Source organism: Pseudomonas sp. 91RF (genome assembly GCF_003576265.1).
Lineage (GTDB): Bacteria > Pseudomonadota > Gammaproteobacteria > Pseudomonadales > Pseudomonadaceae > Aquipseudomonas > Aquipseudomonas kribbensis.
The window spans coordinates 68,650-93,428 of the sequence record NZ_QWFC01000023.1 but is presented as its reverse complement, the minus strand read 5'-3'; the positions used below and the strand labels follow the sequence as shown (position 1 = coordinate 93,428).

Annotated in this window: 22 protein-coding genes; 4 read left to right on the top strand and 18 right to left on the bottom strand. The window is 63.2% G+C overall.

Translation table 11 applies throughout. From position 1 onward, the window contains the following. Positions 1 to 4 precede the first annotated feature (4 nt). Both DXT77_RS10310 and DXT77_RS10305 read right to left on the bottom strand, forming a co-directional pair. Positions 5 to 907, bottom strand: coding sequence for a transporter substrate-binding domain-containing protein (locus tag DXT77_RS10310; RefSeq protein WP_119427557.1), 903 nt, complete (start codon positions 905 to 907; stop codon positions 5 to 7). Between the two features lie 41 nt (positions 908 to 948). After that, positions 949 to 2,190: a D-amino acid dehydrogenase gene (locus tag DXT77_RS10305; protein ID WP_119427556.1), complete on the bottom strand. Its 1,242-nt coding sequence runs from the start codon at positions 2,188 to 2,190 to the stop codon at positions 949 to 951. A 108-nt stretch (positions 2,191 to 2,298) separates the two neighbouring features. Between DXT77_RS10305 and DXT77_RS10300 the strand changes: the two genes are divergently transcribed. Continuing rightward, positions 2,299 to 3,210 carry a LysR family transcriptional regulator gene (locus tag DXT77_RS10300; RefSeq protein ID WP_119427555.1) on the top strand — a complete coding sequence of 304 codons (912 nt, stop codon included), beginning with the start codon at positions 2,299 to 2,301 and terminating at the stop codon, positions 3,208 to 3,210. Here DXT77_RS10300 and DXT77_RS10295 read toward each other — a convergent pair. Next, the gene (locus tag DXT77_RS10295) at positions 3,207 to 3,824 is read right to left on the bottom strand and encodes a hemolysin III family protein (protein WP_114886061.1); all 618 of its coding nucleotides are present in this window, start codon (positions 3,822 to 3,824) and stop codon (positions 3,207 to 3,209) included. The two genes, DXT77_RS10300 and DXT77_RS10295, sit on opposite strands and share 4 nt — an antisense overlap. Positions 3,825 to 3,965: 141 nt before the next feature. Here DXT77_RS10295 and DXT77_RS10290 point away from each other — a divergent pair, with 141 nt between their 5' ends. Continuing rightward, a complete protein-coding gene (locus tag DXT77_RS10290) occupies positions 3,966 to 4,880 on the top strand; it encodes a LysR substrate-binding domain-containing protein (protein ID WP_119427554.1) in 915 nt (304 codons plus the stop codon). A gap of 111 nt (positions 4,881 to 4,991) precedes the next feature. Here the strand turns inward: DXT77_RS10290 and madM are convergent, their stop codons facing one another. The 15 genes from madM to pilG form a co-directional block, all read right to left on the bottom strand. Then, complete coding sequence (madM, locus tag DXT77_RS10285; protein WP_119427553.1) at positions 4,992 to 5,756, bottom strand: malonate transporter subunit MadM; 765 nt, start codon at positions 5,754 to 5,756, stop codon at positions 4,992 to 4,994. A gap of 1 nt (position 5,757) precedes the next feature. After that, positions 5,758 to 6,174: a malonate transporter subunit MadL gene (gene madL / locus DXT77_RS10280; RefSeq protein ID WP_085709094.1), complete on the bottom strand. Its 417-nt coding sequence runs from the start codon at positions 6,172 to 6,174 to the stop codon at positions 5,758 to 5,760. Positions 6,175 to 6,238: 64 nt separating this feature from the next. Next, positions 6,239 to 7,159: a malonate decarboxylase subunit epsilon gene (gene mdcH, locus DXT77_RS10275; RefSeq protein ID WP_119427552.1), complete on the bottom strand. Its 921-nt coding sequence runs from the start codon at positions 7,157 to 7,159 to the stop codon at positions 6,239 to 6,241. Continuing rightward, positions 7,156 to 7,776: a malonate decarboxylase holo-ACP synthase gene (locus DXT77_RS10270; RefSeq protein WP_119427551.1), complete on the bottom strand. Its 621-nt coding sequence runs from the start codon at positions 7,774 to 7,776 to the stop codon at positions 7,156 to 7,158. The genes mdcH and DXT77_RS10270 overlap by 4 nt, the downstream gene beginning before the upstream one ends. Beyond that, positions 7,770 to 8,555 (bottom strand): biotin-independent malonate decarboxylase subunit gamma, encoded by a 786-nt coding sequence (gene mdcE, locus DXT77_RS10265; RefSeq protein ID WP_119427550.1) that lies wholly within the window; start codon positions 8,553 to 8,555, stop codon positions 7,770 to 7,772. The genes DXT77_RS10270 and mdcE overlap by 7 nt, the downstream gene beginning before the upstream one ends. Beyond that, positions 8,552 to 9,403: a biotin-independent malonate decarboxylase subunit beta gene (locus tag DXT77_RS10260; protein ID WP_119427549.1), complete on the bottom strand. Its 852-nt coding sequence runs from the start codon at positions 9,401 to 9,403 to the stop codon at positions 8,552 to 8,554. The genes mdcE and DXT77_RS10260 overlap by 4 nt, the downstream gene beginning before the upstream one ends. Beyond that, positions 9,396 to 9,695, bottom strand: a complete 300-nt coding sequence (locus DXT77_RS10255) for a malonate decarboxylase subunit delta (protein ID WP_003229075.1) — start codon at positions 9,693 to 9,695, stop codon at positions 9,396 to 9,398. Before DXT77_RS10255 ends, DXT77_RS10260 begins: the two co-directional genes overlap by 8 nt. Continuing rightward, positions 9,695 to 10,567, bottom strand: a complete 873-nt coding sequence (locus DXT77_RS10250) for a triphosphoribosyl-dephospho-CoA synthase (protein WP_119427548.1) — start codon at positions 10,565 to 10,567, stop codon at positions 9,695 to 9,697. Before DXT77_RS10250 ends, DXT77_RS10255 begins: the two co-directional genes overlap by 1 nt. Next, on the bottom strand, positions 10,567 to 12,237 hold the full coding sequence (gene mdcA / locus DXT77_RS10245) for a malonate decarboxylase subunit alpha (protein WP_119427547.1): 1,671 nt from the start codon (positions 12,235 to 12,237) through the stop codon (positions 10,567 to 10,569). The genes DXT77_RS10250 and mdcA overlap by 1 nt, the downstream gene beginning before the upstream one ends. Before the next feature lie 206 nt (positions 12,238 to 12,443). Continuing rightward, positions 12,444 to 12,914 carry a chemotaxis protein CheW gene (locus DXT77_RS10240; protein ID WP_085709087.1) on the bottom strand — a complete coding sequence of 157 codons (471 nt, stop codon included), beginning with the start codon at positions 12,912 to 12,914 and terminating at the stop codon, positions 12,444 to 12,446. Continuing rightward, positions 12,907 to 18,822 carry an Hpt domain-containing protein gene (locus DXT77_RS10235; RefSeq protein WP_119427546.1) on the bottom strand — a complete coding sequence of 1,972 codons (5,916 nt, stop codon included), beginning with the start codon at positions 18,820 to 18,822 and terminating at the stop codon, positions 12,907 to 12,909. Before DXT77_RS10235 ends, DXT77_RS10240 begins: the two co-directional genes overlap by 8 nt. A gap of 35 nt (positions 18,823 to 18,857) precedes the next feature. Next, entirely contained in the window at positions 18,858 to 20,918 is a 2,061-nt protein-coding gene (locus DXT77_RS10230; RefSeq protein ID WP_119427545.1) for a methyl-accepting chemotaxis protein, read from the bottom strand. A gap of 139 nt (positions 20,919 to 21,057) precedes the next feature. Continuing rightward, on the bottom strand, positions 21,058 to 21,597 hold the full coding sequence (locus DXT77_RS10225) for a chemotaxis protein CheW (RefSeq protein ID WP_119427544.1): 540 nt from the start codon (positions 21,595 to 21,597) through the stop codon (positions 21,058 to 21,060). 10 nt (positions 21,598 to 21,607) lie between these two features. Further along, the gene (gene pilH / locus DXT77_RS10220; protein ID WP_011336365.1) at positions 21,608 to 21,973 is read right to left on the bottom strand and encodes a twitching motility response regulator PilH; all 366 of its coding nucleotides are present in this window, start codon (positions 21,971 to 21,973) and stop codon (positions 21,608 to 21,610) included. Positions 21,974 to 22,034: 61 nt separating this feature from the next. Continuing rightward, the gene (pilG, locus tag DXT77_RS10215) at positions 22,035 to 22,439 is read right to left on the bottom strand and encodes a twitching motility response regulator PilG (RefSeq protein WP_085709083.1); all 405 of its coding nucleotides are present in this window, start codon (positions 22,437 to 22,439) and stop codon (positions 22,035 to 22,037) included. Between the two features lie 225 nt (positions 22,440 to 22,664). Between pilG and gshB the strand changes: the two genes are divergently transcribed. Next, positions 22,665 to 23,615, top strand: a complete 951-nt coding sequence (gene gshB / locus DXT77_RS10210; protein ID WP_085709082.1) for a glutathione synthase — start codon at positions 22,665 to 22,667, stop codon at positions 23,613 to 23,615. A 107-nt stretch (positions 23,616 to 23,722) separates the two neighbouring features. Further along, positions 23,723 to 24,622 carry an energy transducer TonB gene (locus DXT77_RS10205; RefSeq protein WP_114886083.1) on the top strand — a complete coding sequence of 300 codons (900 nt, stop codon included), beginning with the start codon at positions 23,723 to 23,725 and terminating at the stop codon, positions 24,620 to 24,622. Positions 24,623 to 24,779 lie beyond the last annotated feature (157 nt).

The following is a 24,779-nucleotide window of genomic DNA, read 5'->3' as shown; positions in this document are numbered from 1 at the left end:
ACCATCACTGCACCGGATCACTGATCGGTCTGGCGATGATTGCCTTGAGTTCGCTGGTCATCGGGAACTCAAGGTTCAAACCCTTCGGCGGGATCGGCTGTTCGAACCACTTACGGTAGATCCCGTTGATCGCCCCCGAACTGTACAGATCGGCCAGCGCGCCGTTCACCAGCGCGAGGAATTGCGGATCATCCTTGCGCACCATGCAGCTGTAGATTTCCCGCGATTGCTCCTCCCCCACCACGACCCAGTTGTGCGGATCCCGCGCCTTGGCCCGCTCGCCGTAGAGCAATGCGTCGTCCATGTAGAACGCCGCCGCGCGCCCCGATTGCAGCATCTGGAACGCCTCGCCGTGATCCTTGGCGCTGATGACGAACATGTTCAGTTTGTGGTCGAGGTTGTAGCTCTTCAGATAGCGCTCGTTGGTAGTGCCGGCGGTGGTCACCACGTTCTTGCCGCGCAGATCGTCGAAGCTGTGGATGCCGCTGTCCTTGGCGGTCAACAACTGGCCTTTGACGTAGATGAAACCGTAGGAGAACGCGACCTGCTTCTGCCGCTCGGCGGTCACCCCGGTGGAGCCGCACTCAAGATCAACCGTGCCGTTCTGCACCAGCGGGATCCGCGTCTGCGATGTCACCAGGTTGTACTTCACCTTCAGCTCCGGCAGCGCCAGCTGCTGCTTGATGCGCTCGACAATCTTGCCCGCCAGCTCCACCGAATACCCCATCGGCTGCCCGGTGTGGTCGCCCACATACGAGAAAGGCACCGACGCATCGCGATAACCCAGGGTGATGCTGTTGGCGCTGGCGATCTTGCCGAGCGTACCGGTCAGCGGCACTTCATTGGCCTGAGCCTGTGCGCCTATGAACAGCGCCAGTGTGCAGCCGAGCAACGTGATTTTTTGCATTGTTATTCTCCGTTGTGGGTGAGGTGTTTTAGCAGAGACCGTCACGCCGCACGGGGATTGAACCCGTGCAGATCAATGGATGCGCGCTGTTGGCCGATCAGCTCGCTGAGCAACTGCCCGCTACCGCAGGCCAGAGTGAAACCCAATGCGCCGTGGCCGAGGTTGAGCCACAGATTGCGATACGCCGTGGCGCCCAGCAGCGGAACACCGGTCGGGGTGGCCGGGCGCATGCCGGCCCATTCAACGGCGGCGTCGTAGTTGCCGGCATCGGGAAAGGTGTCGCGGGCCTGACGCTTGATCAGTGCCAGCCGCTCGGGATCCACTGCCGGGTCGAAACCGACGATGTCGACCATCGCCGCCACGCGCAGTTGTTCGCCGATGCACGCGTAGACGATCTTGCGGTCGTAGTCGGTGATGCTCACGTCCGGCGCCCGGTGCTCGTTGCCGATCGGCACGGTCAGGCTGTAGCCCTTCAGCGGATACAGCGGCAGGCGCAGACCAGGCAGCGCCAGCGACGGACTGCGATGGCCGGCGGCGATTACCAGTTGTTCGACCGGCAGAACTTCGTCGCCAAGCTCAATTGCGGCGACAGCGCCGTCACTGTGGCGAATGCCGGTGACTGCCTGACCGAGGCGAAACTCGCAGTGGCCCGACGCTTTCAATCGCGCCGCCAACTGTTGGCAGAACCCGTGACAGTCGCCGACTTCTTCATCCGGCGTGTAGATCGCGCCCACAAACGGCGCATCGGCCAGTGCCGGTTCCAGTTGCGCACATTCGGTGGCGGACAACACCTGCTGTTGCTGCGGATCGGCCAGGCCCTGGCGCGCATGATCGAAGCTGGCGATGTTGCGGAAGGTCACCAGTTTGCCGTTGCGCCGCCAGTTGAAGCCGGCGAGTCCGTCGTCCTCACGCCAGCGCTTCAATGTGCTCTGGCTGAACAGCGCCAGACGCAACAGATGCGCCGCATTTTCACGGTTGACCGAGGTACGGCACGCAGTGAGAAACGACGCCATCCAGCGCCACTGCGCCGGGTCCAGACGCGGGCGCAGCTTCAGCGGTGAATCGCCGCGCAGCATCCAGCCGATGGCCTGCAACGGCACGCCGGCATCGGCCAGCGGCGCCACATAGCGATAGGACAACTGACCGCCGTTGGCAAAACTGGTTTCGCTGCCCAGCGACTGCCGCGCCTCGACCACCGTCACCTCGAAGCCGTCGCGCACCAGCGCGTAGGCCGTTGCCAGGCCAATCACACCGCCGCCGATGATGCACACACGCTGAGCCATGTCCGTCCTTATTTCTATTTGAAGACGGGGCTGAGGTTAGGATGAGGTGACAGGCGTCGAACAATGAATAAAGATGCCAGACCTATAAACAAAGGTTATGGACTCGCCATGCGCCTTCGCCACATCGAGATTTTCCAGGCCATTCGCCAGACCGGTTCGGTCAGCGCCGCTGCGCAATTGCTGCACGTCTCGCAACCGGCGGTGACCAAAGTGCTGCAGCACGCCGAGCAGCAGTTGGGCTTTCCATTGTTTCTGCGGGTGCGCGGCAAGTTGCAGGCGACCCCGGAAGCGCTGGAGCTGGAGCGCGAAGTCGACAAGGTCACGGAAAGCCTGCAAGGCGTGCGGCGTCTGGCCCAGAGCCTGCGCCGCGAGCCCGGCCACAGTCTGCGGATCGGCGCGACCCCGGCGCTGGCGCTGTCGTTGCTGCCGCCGGCGATCCGGCAATGGACGGCGCAGTTCCCGGACATCGCCTGCGAACTGTCCAGCGCCCACAGCCGCGAGCTGATGCAGAACCTGCTGATGCGCGAAGTGGACGTGGCCCTGACGTTGCAGTTGCCGGATCATCCGGGGCTGAAAGCGCAGGCATTGGCAGCGGGTGTGTTGGTAGCGCTGGCGCCGAAAGGATATTGGCCGGAGGAAGACGCCGGCCAGCCGTTGCCACTGATGGCGTTGGCGGGAGCGCCGCTGATCGGGCTGTCCAGCGCCGATCCGCTGGCTGCGCGCCTCGACAGTTATCTGGAAGCGGTCGAGCCACCGCCTCGGGTGCGGATTGCCGTGCAGACGTATTCGCTGGCGCGAGCGATGGTTGAATCCGGGGCCGGCGTGGCGGTAATCGACCCGTTCACGGCACTCGGTGCTTCGCCGACCAGCACCGTGATTCGCCCGCTCGCCCCGCCGCTGCCGATCACGCTGTACGCCGTGACTCGCGCCACCGAACCGCCGCCCCACACCTTGAATGATTTGCTGCAGATCTTCAGTCAGCGCGCCCGGGAACAACTCGACCGACTGATGCGCCCTTAAAGGACGTAAAACAGAATCGCCACAAAGTGCAGCAGGCTCCCGGCGATCACGAACAGATGCCAGATCCCGTGGGCATGCCGCAACCGGTGATCAAGGGCAAAAAAGATGATCCCCACGGTGTACAGCACGCCGCCCGACGCCAGCCAGGCAAACCCCGCCGTCCCCAGCGCGTCGATCAGCGGCTTGACCGCCACCAGCACGATCCAGCCCATCACCGCGTAGATCACGATCGACAGGATCCGCGCCTCGGAGCGCGGTTTGATCTCTTGCAGGATGCCGATCAGCGCCAGCCCCCAGACAATCCCGAACAGCGTCCAGCCCCACGGCCCGCGCAGGGTCACCAGACAGAACGGCGTGTAACTGCCGGCGATCAGCAGGTAGATCGAAAAGTGATCGACCTTCTTCATGATCGCTTTCTTGCGCCCGCGCACGCTGTGATACACGGTGGATGCGCTGTAGAGCACCAGCAAGGTGAAGGCGTAAATCGCCACGCTGACGATCTTCCAGGGGCTGCCGTCGAGGCTGGCAATCACCAGCATCCAGACGCCCCCGACAAACGCCGCCACCGCCCCGACCAGATGCGTCCAGGCGTTCAGTTTTTCTCCGTGATACATGTGTCGCACACCTCGATTTCATTACCGCAGCGCGCAAGGCTCGGGCCTTGAGCGTAAAAGCGCAATGTTTCCGTTCAACGCGGGCCTGCACCTGTCCTGATATTTGGGCACAATCGACCGATACCAAGAAGAGTCCGCGCCATGCTGATCGACGAAGAATTGACCCTGAAGAAACTCGAGGTGTTCCTCGCCTTCATGCGCACCGGCAACCTCGCCCGCGCCGCCGCCGAGCTACAGACCAGCAACGTCAGCGTGCACCGCGCAATCCATTCGCTGGAAAGCGCCCTGCGCTGCCCGCTGTTCAAGCACGAAGGACGCAACCTGACGCCGCTGGAGAGCGCCTACGTACTCGAAGAGCGGGCGCAGAAGCTGATCCAGGACGTGGTCGAAAGCGTGCGCCTGACCCGCGAAGCCGCCGGGTTCTCGGCTGAACGCTTCAAGCTCGGTTCGCTGTATTCACTGACGGTGAAAACCGTGCCACAGCTGATCATGGGTTTGAAGATCCGCCGCAGCGAACTCAACATCGACTTGATCCTCGGTTCGAACATCGACCTGCTCTACAAGCTGAAAAACATGGAAGTCGACGCGATCCTGGTGTCGCTGGACGACAGCGTCAACGACCCGGACTGCGAGCAGATTCCACTGTTCTCCGACGACATCTTCCTCGCCACTCCGGCTGATTCGCGCTTCGCTCAACGCAACGAAGTGGATCTGGCGGAGGTGCGCGATGAGACCTTCATCACCCTGACCCAGGGCTTCGCCACCCACCAGGACGGCATCCGGGTGTTCAGGCAGGCGGGGTTCGAGCCGAAGGTGGCGATGCAGGTCAACGACATCTTCACCCTGCTGAGCATGGTCAGCTCGGGGGTGGGTTATGCGTTGCTGCCGGGGAGGATTGCAGCGGTGTACGAGAACCGGGTGAAGCTGATTCCGTTGCAGGAGAAGTACCGGTTGCAGCAGCACATTGGCGTGGTGTTTTTGAAGGCCAAGGAGCGGGATCCGAATCTGCTGGCGTTGTTGGCGGAGTGTCGGATGTATGCCAATCGCCAGACCTGACACCCCGTCGCGCCCTTCGCGAGCAGGCTCGCTCCCACAGGGAAATGCATTCCAAATGTGGGAGCGCGCCTACTCGCGAAAGCGTCAGCCCAGACAACTCAATATCCGAACCTAGCCCACAATCCCGCGAACAACGAAGAACAACAACGAAGGCCCAAGCAGACAACCCAATCCGGTGTGGAACGTAGCCGTCAACGCCCCATAAGGCACCAACCGCCGATCCGTCGCCGCCAGCCCCGCCGTCACACCACTCACGGTCCCGGCCAGCCCGCCAAACACCATCGCCGAACGCGGGTTATCCAGGCCCATCCAGCGCGCCGCCACCGGGGTGCCGACCATCACCAGAATCGCCTTGATCAGCCCGGTGGCAATCGACAGCGCCATCACATCCGAGGTCGCGCCAATCGCCGCGCCGGTCACCGGGCCGACGATGTAAGTCACCGCCCCCGCGCCGATGGTGGTCATGCTCACGGCATCGCGATAACCGAACGCGTAAGCCATGCACGCGCCGACAATGAACGGCAGGATCGTGCCCAGCAGCAGCGCGATCACGCCTATCAAACCGGCCTTCTTCGCCTCGGTCGCCTGCACCTCGAAAGCCGTGGCAACGATGGCGAAATCCCGCAGCATCGCGCCGCCCATCAAACCGATGCCGGAGAACAGCGACAGATCCGCCAGGCCTTTCTGTCCGCCGGTCATGGTCCCGCCAACCCAGGCCAGCACCAGGCCAATGACGATGGCAATCGCCGAGCCGTGAATCCGCCCGAACGTCAGGCGTTTGGAGAGAATCACCGAGACCCACATGATCACGCCGACGAAGGCGAACGCAGTGATCAGACCGTTGTGTTCCAGACCTTTTTCAATGAGATCCCACATGTCAGCGACCTCCTACGGGTGTGCCGACCGGGGAGACTTCTGCCGGCTCGTCGGGCAAGGGTTCACCCTTGTGGGTGCGGCTGATCAGGGCAATGGTGCAGCCACAGACCACCACCGAACCGATTGCCGCCAGCACCGCCACCGGGCCGCCGTGCAGGGCGGTGACGACGTTCTGTTGCGCGGCCATCGCCACCACCACCGGAATGTACATGGCGCCCCAGAAGCCGACGCCCATCTCGCAGTCCTTGGTCATGCCGCCGCGTTTTTGCATCCACAGCCGCGCGCAGATCAACAGGATCATCGCGATGCCGACCCCGCCGACATTGGATTTGACCCCCAGCAACACGCCGAGCAGGTCACCCATGATCACCCCTGCCAGCGTACAGATCGCCAGCAGCGCCACACCGTAAATAATCATTGTTGTAGTCCTCAAAGTGCATCGTCGAATGTTGTTTTTGTTGTTCGAAGCCTGAGTCGGTGATTTAGGGTCGTCGGCCCTCCTCCTCTCGCAACAGCGCTTGCAAGGTGTCGAGCCGGGCACTGTCGAAGGCAGTGACGGTCCCCTGTTCGAACACCCGGCGCGCCAGCCCGGTCAGCACCGCACCGGGCGGCAGTTCGATCTGTAGTCGCACGCCGCGCTCGTAGGCGCTTTGCACGGTGCCGCGCCAGTCCACCACGCGACACATGTTGAAGGCGAGATCGTCGCGCAGCGCTTCGATCTTGGTCACAGGCCTTGCGCGGCTGCCGCTCAGGTAAGCGATTTTTGGTGTTTTCATTTCCACTTTGGCGAACGCTTCGGCGAGTGTCTGCGCAGGTTCATCCAGCAGCGGGCAGTGCGACGGCACGCTGACCGCCAGACGTTTCGCCAGCCCGGCGCCACGACTGCGCGCCAGCTCGGCGACCGCTTGCATTGCCTTGTCGCTGCCGGCAATCACCACCTGGTTATCGGCGTTGATGTTGGCCAGGTACACCGGCGTTTCTGCGCCGTGCACCTGCGCCAGCAGCGTTTCGACGGTGGATAATTGCAGACCGATGATCGCGGTCATGCCGAAGCCCTGTGGATAAGCCTGCTGCATCAACTCGCCGCGCAGGCTGACCAGATGCAACGCATCGCTGAAGCTCAACGCGCCGGCGACCACCGCTGCCGGGTAGGCACCGATGGACAGGCCGGCGACGTAATCGGCGGCGAGTCCGTCCTGCAGCAACTGCCGCGAGGCCGCGACGCCGGCGATCAGCAAGCAAAGCTGAACCGCCCGGGTGCTGCGCAACGCTTCGCTGGAATCCAGGCGCAAGACATCCTCACCGAGGCTGTCGCTGGCCTCGACCAGCGTTTCCCGAGGCAAACGCTGGAGCATGCCGGGCTGCTGCGCGCCCTGGCCGGGAAACACCAGCAGGCTGCTCACGCTGCCTGCTCCTGCGGATTCCACGGATCAGATACCAGACTGGCTTCATGGGCGTTTTTCAGCAGCACCCGCGAAGCGTTTCCGGCCCATTCGCGCAGAGCGACGGCACCGAATGGCGTCTGCAATTGCATGTCGACCCGGCAGATCGCCTGATCGAAAACCGCAACCAGTTTGCGTGCCTGATTACGGGTGATGAGTTGCGGTGTACGCAGGATCAAGTCGAGATCGCTGGCCTCGTGCATGGCTGCAAACCCGCTCGCCAGTTCAAACCCGGCACTGCCACTGACGCCCCAGATCCAACCACAATCATCGAGCACCGGCCGCAGTTGCCGGAGCGCCTGCATGACCGGCAGATCACGTTCGCTCTCGACATGACAAAGCGCCTCGGGAGTGACCCGACAGGCAATCGAATCGACAGGCATGAACGCCGCCAGCCGCTGTTCGCGCAACACACCGCGTACGCCCACCGCGATCAGACCTTCAGTGCTCACCGCCCGCCGCACCACCACCGGTTGCCCGGCCGCCAGCGAATCAATCGCCCACTGCGGCGCATCCGCCGGCAACTGTTCAGGCGTCATGCCCCACAGCAGGTCGTGGGCGAGAAAGCTGTTCACCACTGCGCCCTCAGCAGCTCACGCACCCGGCTGGAGGCTTCACGGTTTTTAGCGCCGAGACGATTGCTCAAATCCGTCGCGTCAATATCGCCGATGGCTTGCTTCAGGCATTCGCCGACCCGCGCCAGGTCCTCCGCGGTCGGCTGATCGATCTGCTGCACCGACAAGGTTTCCCAGAGCAATCCGAGGCTGGCATAACTGTCGATGTCATAGGCCATCGGCGGCACGCTGGAGGCCAGGGCTTCCAGTTCTTCGACACTGCGCAAAGTCACCCGCGCCGCCGACGCCTTGCCCATCGCATGCACCATCACCCCCGGATCGCGCAGGGCGATCAAGCGATTGGCCTGATAACCATGGGCCAGAAACGCCCCGGACATGGCCTTGCCCACCAGCAGCGCAATCACCGGATGCCCGGCCAGACGAGCCCGGGCATAAGCGTCCGCCGCACCGGCCAAGGCTTGATGAATCCCGAGGGCTTCTTCGCGGCGACCATAGGCCTGGCTCGGCACATCGACGATGGCGATCAGTGGGCGTTTTTGCGTTTGGTCGCGGTCGGCGGTGATCGCGTCATCCACAGCCTTGGCCAGTCCCCAGCCTTCGAGCAATCCCACTTCGCCGTTGCGAGCGCGAGGGAAGCGGTTGTCCGGATCGGCGACCACCGCAATAAAACGCCCGAGCTCACCGTCGGCGACCTTCAACGATGGCGGCAAACCCTCAACGGCATTCGCCCCGGCGCTCAAGGCGTTGAACCAGTTCAAACCGCGCAGGGAATAACCACTCATGAGCGCTCTCCTTGATACAGATCGCGAACCGCCGAAGGCTCGATTTGCTTGTCAGTGTCCAGGCTCTCCAGCCGTTGCAGATACCACTCGGCCCGCTGACTGCGCGGTTGTTTCGGCAAGCCCTGTTGCAACAACTCGCTGACCTGCTGGCGAATCTGCGCCACGTCATCGGCGACATAACGATCCACCAGACCACTGGCGAAACGTTGCTCGCCACCGGTCAGGCTCCAGATGAACGGCCGGTCGCGGGAGTCGTATTCCTCGATCCCGGCTTCCTGCTCGATCACCTGCGGGCCATTCAGGCCGAGGCGTGCTTCCTGGGTCACCAGCAAGTAGCTGCACAGGGCGGCGGCAATCGACATGCCGCCAAAGCAACCGACGCTGCCGGCCACCACGCCGACCACCGGTTGGTACTGCTGCAAGTCGACAATCGCCGCGTGGATGTCGGCAATCGCCGCCAGCCCGAGGTTGGCTTCCTGCAAGCGCACGCCGCCGGTCTCCAGCAGCAGAATGGCGCGGGTCGGAATGCCTTTGCGGTTGTCTTCGGCGGCCAGTTCCAGCGCGCCGGCGATCTTCGCACCGCCGACTTCACCGAGGCTGCCACCCTGAAACGCGCCTTCGATCGCCGCGATCACCACCGGCAAACCGTCGAGGTTGCCCTTGGCGATCACCACACCGTCATCGGCCTGCGGCACCACGCCCTGACGCTCCAGCCATGGCGACATGACGCGTTGGAACGGGTCGAGCAGTTCGCGGAAAGTGCCGGCGTCGAGCAAGGATTTCGCCCGCTGCCGTGCGCCGAGTTCGACGAAGCTGTGTTTGTGCAAAAGTGCCGAGGTGTCAGTCATGGCCGATCTCCTCGAAGCCTTGTTCCAGCCGCAGGCGCACCACGCCCGGGGTCGCGCCGAAGTCGTGGATATCGATGGCCATCGCCGGTGGCGTGGTGCCGTCGAACATCCGCGCAAACAGATGCTGCCAGCGCTGCTGCGCACCGTTGACCGAGGTCTGCACATTGATGGTCAGCTTGCCGGCGAGGCCCGGTTCGATCAGCACTTCCAGATCGCCCGAACCGACACAACCGACCAGCGCCCGACCCCGTGGCGGCTGCCCGGCGGGGAATTCAAAGGATAAGGTTTCCATCAAAACGCTCCCTGAAGGATGCCGTCGCGCTCGATCCGGTCGAGCAGCAGCGTGGCGGCGAGCAAGTCGGCGGCGCCACCGGGCGAGGCATTCAATGCGATGAGTTGTTGATCAAGTTCGTGCAGGCGGCGGCGACCGGTGAGGCTGGCACTGCCACCGGCGTCGAGCACCGCTCGGGCGCCGTCCTGCATGGCGTGCAGGCCCGGTTCGCCGGCGCGGTACAGCACGCAGGTGTCGGCGAGGTCGGTCATGATCGCCAGCAAGGCATCGAGCCGGGCGTTCTGTTCGCCATGGCCGGCGGCGCGGCTGCGCTTGAGCTGCGGCAGTCCGCGCTGCACCACGGAGGGGAAGCCGAGCTGCGCTTCTTCCCGGGCACCGCGAGCGCCGTAGCGTTGGGCAACTTGCGCGCCGTGGCTCAGCGGGCGCGGCGCATGACGGTCATCGAGCAACGCCAGACGTGCAGCGCGCAGGGTAACGGCGCCGGCGCTGGTGGATTTCGTCTCCAGCGCAGCGGCCGTAACCAGCAGGCCCAAAGCCCAGATCGCACCGCGATGGGTGTTCACCCCGTGGGTGGTAGCGAGCATCGCTTGCTCGCCTTCCCGTCCGATACGGCCGATCGCTTCGCGCAGCGGCGAGTCGATCTCGCCGAATTCGAGCGCGGCCTCGGCCATTTCCTTGAACGCTGGCCACAACGCCAGCGCCGAGGCGTGCATCAATCCCAGGTGCAGGTCGGTGTGCGCACCGTTGCCACGGCGGTCGACCAGCGCCGGTTTCGGCGACAGGTCGGCTTCGTCGATCAGCGCGTCCACCGCCAGATCCGCCAGCCGCTCCGCGAGGGTGATGGTTTTCGGTTGCAGGTTGAGTGCGTGCATTACCAGCTCCTGAACTTGGCGGGCGGGTTGTAGAGGCCGCCGGACCACTCGACCAGATCGGCCACGCTTTTCGCTGCGAGCAGTTCGCGAGTGGCGTCGGTGCGGCGGATGCCGAGGTCTTCGGGCAAGGCGATCAGCCCTTCGCGGCGCATGCGTTCAGTGTCTTTCGGGTTGTGGCGCAGGCCGATGGCGGTGACGCCCGCCACCGCAGCGATCATCGCCTGACGCTCTTCCAGCGAGCGCGCCTTGTACAGGTAGGCGATGCCTTCTTCGGTCAGCAGGTGAGTGACGTCGTCACCGTAGATCATGATCGGCGCCAGCGGCATGTCGCTTTTCTTCGCCACCTCTACCGCGTCGAGGGTTTCGACGAAGGTCGGTTTGCCGCCCTCCTGGAAGGTCTCGACCATTTGCACCACGAGTTTCTTGCCGCGTTCGAGCATCGGTTGCTGCGAATCGTCATGACGCATGTCGAGCCACGCCGGGGTGCCGTGACGCCGGCCGCGCGGGTCGTGGCCCATGTTCGGTGCGCCGCCGAAACCGGCGAGGCGGCCTCGGGTAACGGTGGAGGAATGGCCATCGCCATCGACTTGCAGGGTAGCGCCGATGAACAGGTCCACCGCGTATTGCCCGGCCAGTTGGCAGAACATCCGGTTGGAACGCAGCGAGCCGTCGCGGCCGGTGAAGAACACGTCGGGACGGGCAGCGATGTAGTTTTCCATGCCCAGTTCGGTGCCGAAGCAATGCACGCTTTCGACCCAGCCGCTTTCGATGGCCGGAATAAGGGTCGGGTGCGGATTGAGGGTCCAGTTGCGGCAGATCTTGCCCTTGAGGCCGAGGGCTTCGCCGTAGGTCGGCAGGATCAGTTCGATGGCCGCGGTGTTGAAACCGATGCCGTGGTTCAGCGACTGCACATTGTGTTTTTCGTAGATGCCGCGAATCGCCATCATCGCCATCAACACGTGCACAGGCTTAATGTGCCGAGGGTCGCGGGTGAACAGCGGCTCGATGTAGAACGGCTTGTCCGCCACCACCACGAAATCCACCCACGATGCGGGAATGTCCACGCGAGGCAGCTCGCTGACGTCGTCCACCAGTTGATTGACCTGGACAATGACGATGCCATCGCTGAACGCAGCCGGCTCGATCAGCGCCGGAGTGTCTTCGGTGCTCGGGCCGGTGTAGATGTTGCCGGCCCGGTCGGCCATGAACCCGGCCGAAAGCACGACGTTGGGGATCAGGTCCACCACCAGCCGGGCGTAGAGTTCGATGTAGGTGTGGATCGCGCCGACCTCCAGCAGGCCGTCTTCGAGCAACTGGCTGATACGCAGGCTCTGAGTGCCGGCAAATGAGAAATCGAGCTTGCGGGCGATGCCGCGTTCGAACAGGTCCAGATGCTCGGAGCGACCGACGCTGGGCATGATCATGTGCAGGTCGTGGAGCTTTTCAGGATCGGCCTTGGCCAAAGCACGGGAAAGAAAATCCGCCTGCTTCTGGTTGTTACCCTCCAGCACCACACGGTCGCCGGGCAGGATCAGCGCCTCAAGCGCCGCGACGATCCTGTCGGTGGGCAACACCGCACCGTCGGCCAGCCCGCGCACCTTGTCGAGGCGACGCTGTTTCTCGTCGCGCCGCCGCGTCCAGCGCGAGTCGGGGGAAATTGTTGTTGTCATGCTCACTCCACGGGGTTCGCTGTCGTGGAGCTACCTTAGGAGTGTCGGGTGGGGGCATCAATCAAGCGCGGCGGTGAATCATTACGGTCAGCGTAATGGTTGGAATCGCTATCGCGAGCAGGCTCGCTCCCACAGGGGGAACGCATTTCAAATGTGGGAGCGAGCCTGCTCGCGATGAGGCCAAACCGAACACTGCAGACTCTGGATCAATGAACTAGTCCCGCGTCGACCAACAACTTCTCCAGCGCCAGCAGATCCGGCACCTTCGCCACCTGTTCCCCCACCTGCACCGCTGCCTGCTCCAGCGCACACAGGGGCACGTCGACATAACTCAACTGGCTGTCGAGCTTGTACGAGCGCGGAATCCCCTGCACCAGCAAGGCAATGAAACGCAGCGTCGGCAATCCCCCGAGGGCATTGAGGATGACGATCCGTGCCCGTTCGCCGATGACGATCTTGTTGCCGCACGCCGACTCGAAACTCAGCAGCGGTATCTGCCGCTCGCGCCAGGTCACCCGGCCCAGATACCACGGCGGTGTATCGAGGTCGAAGGCGCTGGACTGGTAGTCGATCAACTCGGCGACGGCGACGTTGGGCAGGATCAGATTCCGGTCGGCCAGCGGCAGCAACAGCCCGGTGAGCTGGCTGCTGCGCTGGTTATGACGCCGCTCATGCATGTTTTTTGCTCCACAGGGCAATGCTTTCGAGCAGCACCGATTCCTGGTACGGCTTGCCGAGGTAGTCGTTGACGCCGATGGCCATGGCGCGGTCGCGGTGCTTCTGCCCGGTGCGCGAGGTGATCATGATGATCGGCAGGTGTTGCAGGCGTTCATCTTGGCGCACTTGGGTCGCCACTTCGAAGCCATCCATGCGCGGCATTTCGATGTCGAGCAGCATCAGGTCCGGCATGTGTTCTTCCAGCAGCAACATCGCATCGACCCCGTCCTTGGCGGTCAACACGTTCATGCCATGGCGTTCGAGCAGGCGGCTGGTGACTTTGCGGACGGTGACCGAGTCGTCGACCACCAGCACCAGCAGCGGTTTTTGCGGCTCGCTCTCGATTTCGTGACCGGCCGGACGCTGCGGCAACCGCGCCTGCATCGCACGGATCGGCGCCAGCAGATCGAGGATTAGCACCACCCGGCCATCGCCGAGAATCGTCGCTCCGGACACGCCCTGCACCGACGCGAACTGCGGGCCGAGGCTCTTGACCACGATCTCGCGGGTGCCGGCCATGGCGTCGACCTGCACCGCGATGTGCCGTTCGTTGCATTGCACCAGCAGCACCGGCAGCGGCAGGCTCTGGCCGAGCAGTTTCGGCCGTGGCGCGGTTTTCAGCAGCTCGCCCAGGTAGCACAGTTCATAGCGCTGGCCGGCGTACTCGTAGCGCGGCGGATCGTGACGGAAATGCCCGTCGAGTTCATTCGGCAACACGCGAACGATGCCGTCGATGGTGTTCAGCGGAATCGCGTATTGATCCTCGCCGCACTGCACCATCAGCGCACGGTTGACCGACACGGTGAACGGCAGGCGAATGCGAAAATGCACGCCCTGCCCCGGCACCGAGTCGATGCTCATGGTGCCGCCCAGTTGCCGTACTTCTTCGTGGACCACGTCCATGCCCACGCCGCGCCCGGAAATCTGGGTGATTTTTTCGGCGGTGGAGAAGCCCGGCTGAAGGATGAACTGCAACACTTCGCGATCGCTGATTTCCGCGTTCGGCGCCAGCAGACCGCGCTTGACCGCTTTGCGTCGCACGGCGTCCAACGGCACCCCGGCGCCGTCGTCGCGGATGTCGAACACGATGTCGCCGCCCTCGCGGGACAGGTCGAGGGATATCTGACCTTGAGCCGGCTTGCCGGCAGCGAGTCGCACCTCGGCGGGTTCCAGACCATGGTCGACGGCGTTGCGCAGCATGTGTTCCAGCGGCGCCGCCATGCGTTCGAGAACGTTGCGATCCATCTCGCCTTCAGCGTTGCCGACGGTGAAGGCCACGTCCTTGTTCAGCTCTTCGGCCACCTGACGGACGATGCGTTTGAGTCGCGGCAGCATGCGCTCGAACGGCACCATGCGCGTGCGCATCAGGCCTTCCTGCAGTTCGGTGTTGATCCGGCCTTGCTGTTGCAGCAGGTTCTCGGCGTCGTGGGTGCTGCGGTCGAGGGTTTCCTTGAGATCGAGCAGGTCGGAAGCGGATTCGAACAGGGCCCGGGACAATTGCTGCAACTGCGAATGGCGATCCATTTCCAGCGGATCGAATTCTTCGTAGCCCAGGCGTTCGGCGTCCACTTGCTGACGACTGAGAATCCGCCCCTGGGTTTCGGTGTCGAGCCGACGCAACTGGTCGCGCATACGCTCGATGGTGGTTTCCATTTCGTTCAGCGCGGTCTGTGCATCGCTGACCTGCTGCTCGATACGCCCACGGAAAATCGAAGTTTCGCCGGCAAGGTTGACCAGTTCATCCAGCAGCTCGGCGGAGACCTTGACCATGTCCGCACCGGCCTCGGCAGCGGGTACGGCGGGTTCGGTCTTCAAGGGCACCGGCAATATCGGCGCAGGCGTTTCCACCGCCACCGGGTGGCTGAAATTCTGGATCGCGCCGATCAGCCGATCCGCCGGCGGGCATGGCTGGCCGGCGCGCACCGCATCGAGCATTTGCGCCAACCGGTCGTGGCCGCGCTGCAACAGGGCAAACAGTTCGGCGCTGCTTTGCAGGGTGCCGGAGGACAGGCTTTCGTAAAGGTATTCGAGCTCATGAGCGAGGTCGCCAATCGGGCCGATTTCCACCATCCGCGCGCCACCCTTGAGGGTGTGCAGATCGCGCAGCAGGGTTTCCACTTCCTGGCGGTTGCCGGGTTCGGCCTGCCAGCGCAGCAGCGCGGCGCCGGAGTTTTCGATGATGTCGAAACCTTCTTCGAGGAAGATTTCCAGCAGCTCCGGGTCGTGTCCGGCGCCATCATGGCTGGCGGCCTCCGGCGGCGCCTCGGGACTGCCGGCCTGGCCCTGACGGAACTGGCGGATCGCGTCGATCAGGTCCGGCGCCGGTTTCAGCGGTTGATGGTCATGCAGTTGATCGAGGTAGAACGCCAGTCGCTCATGGCTTTGCAGCAACAGTCGGCCCAGTGCGTCGCTGTGGTTGTAGCGGCGATCCACCAGACCTTCGTAAAGATTTTCCAGCTCCTGGGCCAGGTCGCCGACCGCCTCGACCTCGGCCATGCGTGCACCGCCCTTGAGGGTGTGCAGGTCCCGTTGCAGCGACGACAGCGGCGCGCCGTTTTCCGGGTCGTTCAACCAACGCTGCAAGGCTTGTCCGGCGCTGTCGAGAATGTCCACCGCCTCTTCGAGGAAGATCTCGACGATCTCGTCATCCGCGCCGATTCCGCTGGTGCTTTTTTGCAGTTCGGCAGTGGCGCTGCCCAGTTCGGAAATGCTCAGGGTACGGCTGCCGTCGCTGCGGATCAGGCCCATGGCCGACGGGTCGAGGCCTTCGTCGAGCAGTTCGTGCAGCGCACGGATGCGCTGGGGTTGCGGGGTGATTTCCTGGCCGGCGGCCAGTTCGTCGAGCATGTTGATCAGCGCTTCGTGGGCCTGCTGCGCCTCATGGAAAAACCGCTCGCTGACGGCCAGGCTGCTTTCTTCCACCGCGCCATACAGATCCAGCAAGGCTTCGCACAACACGTCCACCGGCAGCAGATCCGCCAGGTGCGCGGCCTCGCCGAGGGTCGTCAGTTCATCCAGCAGCGCACTGAGCTCCTGACGCTCGCCGGGATGCTGCTGCCAGCGCTGCAAGAGGTTCTCGGCGTCGAGCAGGATGTCCATGCCTTGGGCCAGGAAGTTGTTGATCAGTTGCGGATCGCGCTTGACCCGCAAACTGCTGCTAGGGGCATTGAGGATGGATTCGAGGCGTTCGCTCAGCAGGGTTTCGGTGCGTTTGATCAGCGACTGCGCACCGACAATCGGCGCCAGCGCGTCGTGCTTGAGCTGGCGCAGGCCGACGCGGAACAGGCCTTCGGCTTCCAGTAGCAACTCCACTTCGTCGAGGTCTAGCGCCAGTTGGTGGGCCTTGAACTCCCGGGCCAGTTTGTCCAGCGGCGCTGCCAGTTCGGCGATCGGCAATACGCCGGCCATCGACGCACTGCCCTTGAGGGTGTGCAGCGCTCGCTGCAATTCATCGCTGGCCTGCAACGGCACGTGTTCGGCGGCCTGATCGAGGAAGCGGTTGAGGCTGGCGAGGTGGGTTTCGGCCTCGTTGCGGAAAATCTCCAGCAACAGCGGATCGAGCGCGGCAACGTCTTCCACGTCTTCGGCCGGCAGCGGCGTGTCGCCCTTGGCCAAGGCGTGGGCGCGGGCCGCCAGCTGATCGACGTCCTGGCGCTGACGCTGACCATTGATGGCGAATTCGGCGATCAGGTCCGGCAGCAACAGCAGCGTATCGGCGAGCAATTGCTGCACCGCTGGCGATGGTTCGACGCTGTGTTCCAGCACACGGTTGAGCAGGTTTTCCACCGCCCAGGCCAGTTCGCCGAGTACCAGCGCACGGACCATGCGTCCGCTGCCTTTCAGGGTGTGAAAGGCGCGACGCAGTTCGCTCAGGGCTGCACGGTCCTGCGGATCGGCAGTCCAGCGCGGCAGGTAGTCGCGCAGGACATCGAGCACTTCCTCGGTTTCTTCGAGGAACACTTCACGCAACTCATCGTCCACCGGTTCTTCATCGGCGGGCGGCGGCAGCAAGCTGCCGGGCGTAGTCAGTGCCGGCGGGTTCACCGCCGACACCGGACTGGCCAGCACATCGGCCAGCGACTGGGCGATTTGCGGGTCATCGAGTTCCTGCAGGTCCTGCATCACCAGCGCTTCGCCGGGGCTGAGCACATCCTCGAGCACGGGCACATGCTGATCGCTGGGCGGCTCGTCAGGAAAGTAGCCGAGACGGGCCAGGCTCTTTTGCGCGACATCCAGCAATTGCTCGCTCGGTGCCTGCGGGTCATCGGTCAGGCGTTCGAGGTAATACTCGAGGCTGGTGATGACATCCGCGAGGTTGTCCAGTTGCTGCCAGCCCGGCTCGTGGGGATCGAGCAACAGATGCTCGCGGATGAAGCCGTTGCAGGCTTCCAGCAGGCTTGCCGCACGCGCCAACGGGATCATCGCCAGCGCACCGCGCACCTGGGTCAGCAGCGCCGGCAACGGTTGCAGTTGCTGGCGATCCCAGTCGGCGTCGATGTAGTCGACGATCATGTCCTTGGCCTGTTGCAGGCAGATGCGCGCCTCCTTGATCACGATCTGATGGATCTGCGTCAGGTCGGTGGTGGGCAGGCGCGAGTCTTCCGGGCTTTCCGGTTCCACCGTGCCGACCATCCCGGCCAGCGTCGCTTCGACGTAGAGCAAGGCGCCGGCGACGTCCATCAGCGTGGCGTCGTTCGGTTCGCGCTGGCCCTGAGCGAGGCTGAGCACCACCGCCAGTTGATCGATGATGACCTTGCGCGGCTGGCCGAAACCGAGCACCGCGAGGGTGTCGGCGATCTGCCGCAACGGCGCCAGCAGGCTGTCCAGATCCGAGGTGTGCTGGCGGTCGCTGCGCACGAACAGGTCGAGGCGTTCCTTGACCCGCACCAGCTCTTCACACAACGCCGCAAGCACCGAGCGCATGGCATCGCGGTCGGGGCCGGCCAGACGTGCGCGTTCTTCGTCGACCATCGCGCTGTCGGGCAACGCGTCGTCCAGAGAGTAGCGATCTTTCATGGTCAGCATCTGCCCGGTGGGATGTTCGGCTTTGGCAATATAGAACAGCAGGCTTTTGAACAGCTCGGGTGGCGGTGGCTGGTTGAGGCCGGCCATGCCTTGTTCGAGCAGGCGCTTGAGTTCCTTGTCGGCGTCCTTGAACAGGCTGCGCAGGGCCGGACTGTTGGCGATCCGGCCTTCGCGCATGCCTTCGACCAGTGCCGAAGCGACCTGCCACAGCGGACTCAAGGGTGAATCGCCGCTCAAGGTTTCGAGGCGGGTGAAGACTTTGCTCAGGTAACCTAGGTGCGTCTGGTCGTCCTGTTCGCGGAGCAAACCCACCAGCGCCATCTGCAACATCTGCCGCAACTTGCGCAGCACATTGGGTAAATCGGCCGGTTCCAACAGGGCCAGCGTGTCCTGACTCAGCGGCGGCAACTCCGGCAATTGCGGGCTGAACAGGCTGGTCTCGGACAACAGGCTTTCGCCCCGGGCGCTGCGCAGATCGTTGATCAACGGCAGCACCACCAGCGGCAAGTCACGGCGTGCACTTTGCACGCGGTCGAGGTAGGTCGGCAGTTGGCCGAAGGCCTGCAACAACAGGTGCAAGGCTTCGTCGCGGTGGCTGACGCGGTCGTTTTGCAGGGCTTCGACCAGACGTTCCATCTCTTCGGCGAGCAAGGCCGCGCCGTAGAACTCGACCATCTGCAGACTGCCGTGGACCTGATGGATACAGGCCAGGCACTCGTCGAGGCCGGGCACCGACTGCGGATCGTCGAGCACGGCTTCGATGGCCTGATGCGCCTGCCTCAGCGTTTCGGCAATTTCGCCCTTGACCCATTCGAGGGCCACGTAGTCGTGCCGGTCGCCCATAACCACTCCGCTCGACATGATCTCGCCCGCAGGCCTCACGCCTTGCCCGTGGCGGGCGTTGCCGCCGCCGGCAAGGTGAACCCGGACACCGAACGCCGCAACTGGCTGGCCATTTTCGTCAGGTTGCCGATGCTTTCGGCGGTGGCCGTGGAGCCGGACGAGGTCTGCGAGGTGATCTGCTGGATCACGTTCATCGTCAGGGAAATCTGCCCGGCCGAAGACGTCTGCTGCTGCGCCGCGTTGGAAATGCTCTGGATCAGCGCCGCGAGGGTCTTGGACACGCCTTCGATTTCTTCCAGGGCCACACCGGCATCCTGCGCCAGCCGCGCGCCGCGCACCACTTCGGTGGTGGTCTGTTCCATGGAAATCACGGCTTCGTTGGTGTCGGTCTGGATCGCCCGCACCAGCGTCTCGATCTGCCGGGTCGCGGCGGACGAACGTTCGGCCAGCCGTTGCACTTCGTCGGCCACCACGGCAAAACCGCGCCCGGCGTCACCGGCCATCGATGCCTGAATCGCCGCGTTGAGGGCGAGGATGTTGGTCTGGTCGGCAATGTCGTCGATCAGGCTGACGATGTCGCCGATTTCCTGGGACGACTCACCCAGGCGCTTGATGCGTTTGGCGGTGTCCTGGATCTGTTCGCGAATGTTGTCCATGCCGTGGATGGTGTTGTGCACCACCTCGTTGCCCTTGTTGGCGATCTCCACCGAACGCTCGGCCACCGCCGAGGATTCGGCAGCGTTGGCCGACACCTGATCGATGGACTGGGCCATCTCGTTGATCGCCGTCGAGGCTTCGGAAATCTGCTGGGCCTGATGCTCCGAGGCCTGGGCCAGGTGCATGGCGGTGGCCTGGGTTTCCTGCACGGCGGCGGCGACCTGGCCGGCGGTGAGGTTGATGGTCGCCACCAGGTCGCGCAACTGGTCGACGGAATAGTTGATCGAGTCGGCGATGGTTCCGGTGAAGTCTTCGGTCACCGAGGCGGTCACCGTCAGGTCGCCGTCGGCGAGGTCTTCGATTTCGTCCAGCAGACGCATGATCGCGTTCTGGTTGCGCTCGTTCTTCTCGGCGGTTTCACGCAACTGACGGTTGGTTTCCCGGACCATGACCATACCGATCAGGATGATCGATGCCAGCGCCAGCAGGCCCAGCACGTAACCGCCGATGGTGTCGGTACTGCGCCCGCCGGCAAGGTTTTCGAAACCGGTGGCCAGGTGCGAGGCTTCGTCGAGCAGGGTCTGCGACAGGCTGAAGATATTGGTGGCGGACTCGCGGACCTTGAACAGCTCTGGCGAGGTTTCGAGGATTTCATCCACCGAGCCGGAAACGAACTGGAACAGCTCGGCGATTTCGCTCAGGCGCGCACGGGCATCACGGTCCTCGACCTGGCTGATCTTCAGCGTCGGGTTGCCTTGCAGCATGCCGTTGAGCACCTGACCAAAACGTGTGGCGTCACGGCCGAAGGCATCGGCGGCCTGTTGCGAGTTTTCATCGCCGGAGAGCACGGTGTTGACCGCGCCGAGAATCCGCTCGGCCAGCAGCGACTGACGCTGGGCCATGGCCACCTGCGCCGCCGGGGCGCCGCGTTGCAGGAGGATCTCGACGACTTTTTCGTATTCGATCTGCAACTGCGGCACGGTTTCGGCCAGGGTTGCGGCGACCTGATGCAGCGATAGCACGGTCTGTTCGCTGGACAGGATGGCGTCGGTGTTTTTCAGCAGGCGTTCCCAGTCCAGCTGCACGGCGCGCATTTCCGGGCGCACGGTGGACGGTGCCGGCGGCAGGCCGGTGGCCGGGTCGCCCTTCTTCAGATAACCCCAGCGCTGGGCGAAATCGTTGCGCGCATCACTGAGCAGCTTGAACGCGGCAGCCTTGCCGGCGGCGGCTTCGGTGGCGTTCTTGGCGATCCGCTGCGACAGCACCCGCAGCTCGCCGGCGTGACCGATGTACTGTTTGTCGTAGTTGGCCTGGGTGTTGAGGTAAGCGAAATTGGCGAACAGCAGCATGATGAACACGATCAGCGCGATGAACAGCACGATGATCTGCGAGCGGCTGCGCGAGCCTTCTGCGGGCTTGCTGGTTTTTGCTTTGATCATCCGCACCTTCCAATACTTGCCGAAGAACCTGTGGGAGCGAGCCTGCTCGCGATTCAGGCCCTGCGGTGGCACTGTTTCACCGCGTTATCGTTCAATCGCGAGCAGGCTCGCTCCCACAGGGGGTTCTCTGGTGTTGCTGCTAAATTGCGACGTGCATGAAACTCGGTGACTGCGCCAGCGCAAACAGGCTGAAAACCCGCCAGTTCTGCTCGCGCCGGAAATAGCCTTTGACGAACTCGCCCTTGGAGCCTTGCCGCTTGCGGATCGAGACGGGTTCGAAGCTGTCCTGCTCGAAGTGCTGCAAGCCGAAAACCTCATCGACCAGCACACCGGCAAACACGTCCTGATGCTCCACGACCAATACCCGCCGCTGCTTGCGCATCGGTGACAGCTCATGGCCGAAGAATCCGCACAGGTCCATGATCGGCAACAACCGCCCGCGCAGATTGGCGACGCCCTTGACCCAGGGCTTTACCCCCGGCATCTGGGTGAAGCGCGGTTCGGGCAGCACTTCGCTGACCTCGCCCATCGGCGCGACGTACCAGTGTTCGCCCAGGCGAAAGCCGATGCCGCTCCAGCGATCCTGGCGCGCCGGTTGCGACGGCAGGTCCGCCGCCAGCAGGCGACAGCGCTGGTCGATCTGCCACAACAGTTCGAACGCGGTCAGCGACTCGCTCATGGCGGCGCGATCAACCGGCCAGCACGTTGTTCAGGGTCTTGATCAGCGTGTCTTCGTCGACCGGTTTGGTCAGGTAGTCCCTGGCGCCCTGGCGGGTGCCCCAGACCTTGTCGGTTTCCTGATCCTTGGTGGTGATGATGATGACCGGGATATGGCTGGTTTCAGCGTCCTTGGTCAGTTGGCGGGTCGCCTGGAAACCGTTGAGGCCGGGCATGACGATGTCCATCAACACGGCATCGGGTTTTTCCTGACGGGCCAGGGCCACGCCGTCGGCGCCGTTTTCGGCTTTCAACACTTCGTGGCCGTGCTTTTCCAGCATGCCGGTCAGTTTGTACATTTCGGTCGGCGAGTCATCGACGATCAGAATACGTGCCATGGTCTTCCCCATTTTTTCTTGTCGACACCGGGCCCGCTGGCCGAGCGTCACTGTGCGTGTCTTACTGCGGCAAATCAGCGGCAAAGCCCGGAACATGGGCCGCAATCGCGTCGAGCAGTTCTTCCTTGCTGAAAGGTTTGGTCAAAAATTGATCGGAACCGACAATCCGCCCCTTGGCCTTGTCGAACAGCCCGTCGCGGGACGACAGCATGATCACCGGTGTCGCCTTGAAGGCACTGTTGTTCTTGATTAAAGCGCAGGTCTGATAACCATCCAGACGCGGCATCATGATGTCGACAAAAATGATCCCGGGGTGGTTGTCGGCGATCTTCGCCAGGGCGTCGAAACCGTCGATCGCCGTGATGACTTCGCACCCTGCATTTTTCAACAGGGTCTCGGCGGTGCGACGAATCGTTTTCGAGTCGTCGATCACCATGACCTTCAAGGCGCTGGACTGCTGTTCCATAAGGGGGTTCTACCGTCGCCTTTGCGAATCAATTTGTCCGTTTTGCGATGCGTAATGGCCGGAAACCCTTGATGCTCAAGGGCCAGCACGATATGGCAGCCTTTTTAGCACAGTCTCCTGACGCAATCTATCGACGGGTTTTTCCTTGACCGAAAACCCGCCCGGAGCCACTCTGGCGGCACTTTTTTCATACCGATCCGGTAGCCAATTTTCGAGGAAAACCCAATGAGCGTTCGCGTCGGGATAGTCATGGACCCAATCGCCAGCATTTCCTATAAAAAGGATAGCTCGCTGGCCATGCTGCTGGCGGCGCAGAAGCGCGGCTGGGAACTGTTCTACATGGAACAGAAAGACCTTTATCAGGGCGAAGGTCAGGCACGGGCACGGATGAAGCCGCTGAAAGTCTTCGCCAACCCGGAAAAATGGTTCGAACTGGGCGCCGAACAGGATTCCCTGCTGAGCGACCTGAACGTGATCCTGATGCGCAAGGATCCGCCGTTCGACATGGAGTTCGTCTACTCCACCTACCTGCTCGAACAGGCCGAATCCGCCGGCGTGCTGGTGGTCAACAAGCCGCAGAGTCTGCGCGACTGTAATGAAAAGCTGTTCGCCACGCTGTTCCCGCAGTGCACGCCGCCGACCGTGGTCAGCCGCCGGGCCGACGTGCTGCGTGAGTTCGCCGCCAAACATGGCGACGTGATCCTCAAGCCGCTGGACGGCATGGGCGGCACGTCGATCTTCCGTCACCGCGTCGGCGATCCGAACCTGTCGGTGATCCTCGAAACCCTGACCGCCCTCGGCACCCAGCAGATCATGGGCCAGGCCTACCTGCCTGCGATCAAGGACGGCGACAAGCGCATCCTGATGATCGACGGCGAGCCGGTGGATTACTGCCTGGCGCGGATTCCGGCCCAGGGCGAAACCCGTGGCAACCTCGCCGCCGGCGGCCGTGGCGAAGCCCGTCCGTTGACCGACAAGGATCGCTGGATCGCTGCTCAGGTCGGCCCGACCTTGCGCGCGAAGGGCCTGCTGTTCGTCGGCCTCGACGTGATCGGCGAGCACCTGACCGAAATCAACGTCACCAGCCCGACCTGCATCCGCGAGATCGACAACGCTTTCGGCACCGACATCGGCGGAATGCTGATGGATGCCATCGAGAAAAAGCTGCAAGGTTGATGTGTGTCACATGCAGCCTGTCGCTTGATGCTTGAAGCCCAAGGCGTGAAACCAACATTGCGTTATCATGCGCGGCCTGTGAAAAACGCGATGTTGGTTTTCTTGTCATGACACTTCCGTCCGATCTGCCTGCTGAACTCGCCCACCGCGGCGTGCGCCCGGTCGATCGCCTCGGATTTACCCTGTTTCTCGCGGCGCTGATCCATCTGGCGCTGCTGCTCGGCGTGGGTTTCACCATGGTCGAGCCCAAGCAGATCAGCAAAACCCTGGAAATCACCCTCGCCACCTTCAAGAGCGAAACCAAGCCCAAGAAGGCCGATTTCCTCGCCCAGGAAAACCAGGAAGGCAGCGGCACCCTCGACAAGAAGGCGATCCCCAAGACCACCGAGGTCGCGCCGTTCCAGGACAATCAGGTCAAGAAAGTCACCCCGCCGCCGGCCGCCAAGCCGGAAGTGCAGGAAGCCGCGCCCAAGGCTGCGGTGACCACCGTCGCGCCGAAACCGAAAAAGGCGCCGACCAAGAAAGAAGAAGCCAAGACCGAGACCAAACCGACGGTCGATGCCCCGACTTTCGACAGTTCGCAGCTCTCCAGCGACATCGCCAGCCTCGAAGCCGAACTGGCCAACGAACAACAGCTGTACGCCAAGCGTCCGCGCATTCACCGCCTGAGCGCGGCCTCGACCATGCGCGACAAGGGCGCCTGGTACAAGGACGAATGGCGCAAGAAGGTCGAGCGCATCGGCAACCTCAATTACCCCGAAGAAGCCCGGCGCCAGCAGATTTACGGCAATTTGCGCCTGATGGTGTCGATCAACCGCGACGGCTCGCTGTATGAAGTGCTGGTGCTGGAATCCTCCGGCCAGCCGCTGCTGGATCAGGCGGCGCAGCGCATCGTGCGGCTGGCGGCGCCTTTCGCACCGTTTACCGGCGACCTGTCGGACATCGACCGGCTGGAAATCATCCGCACCTGGAAATTCGCCCGGGGCGACAAGCTCTCCAGTAACTGACCCCCGCGGAACCCCTGTGGGAGCGAGCCTGCTCGCGAATGCGGTGGATCAGCTACATGAATATTGAATGACACACTGCTTTCGCGAGCAGGCTCGCTCCCACGATGGATCGATGTGTTGCTTGCATCTCCAGCTTGTCAGTTCGCCCCCCGAACGC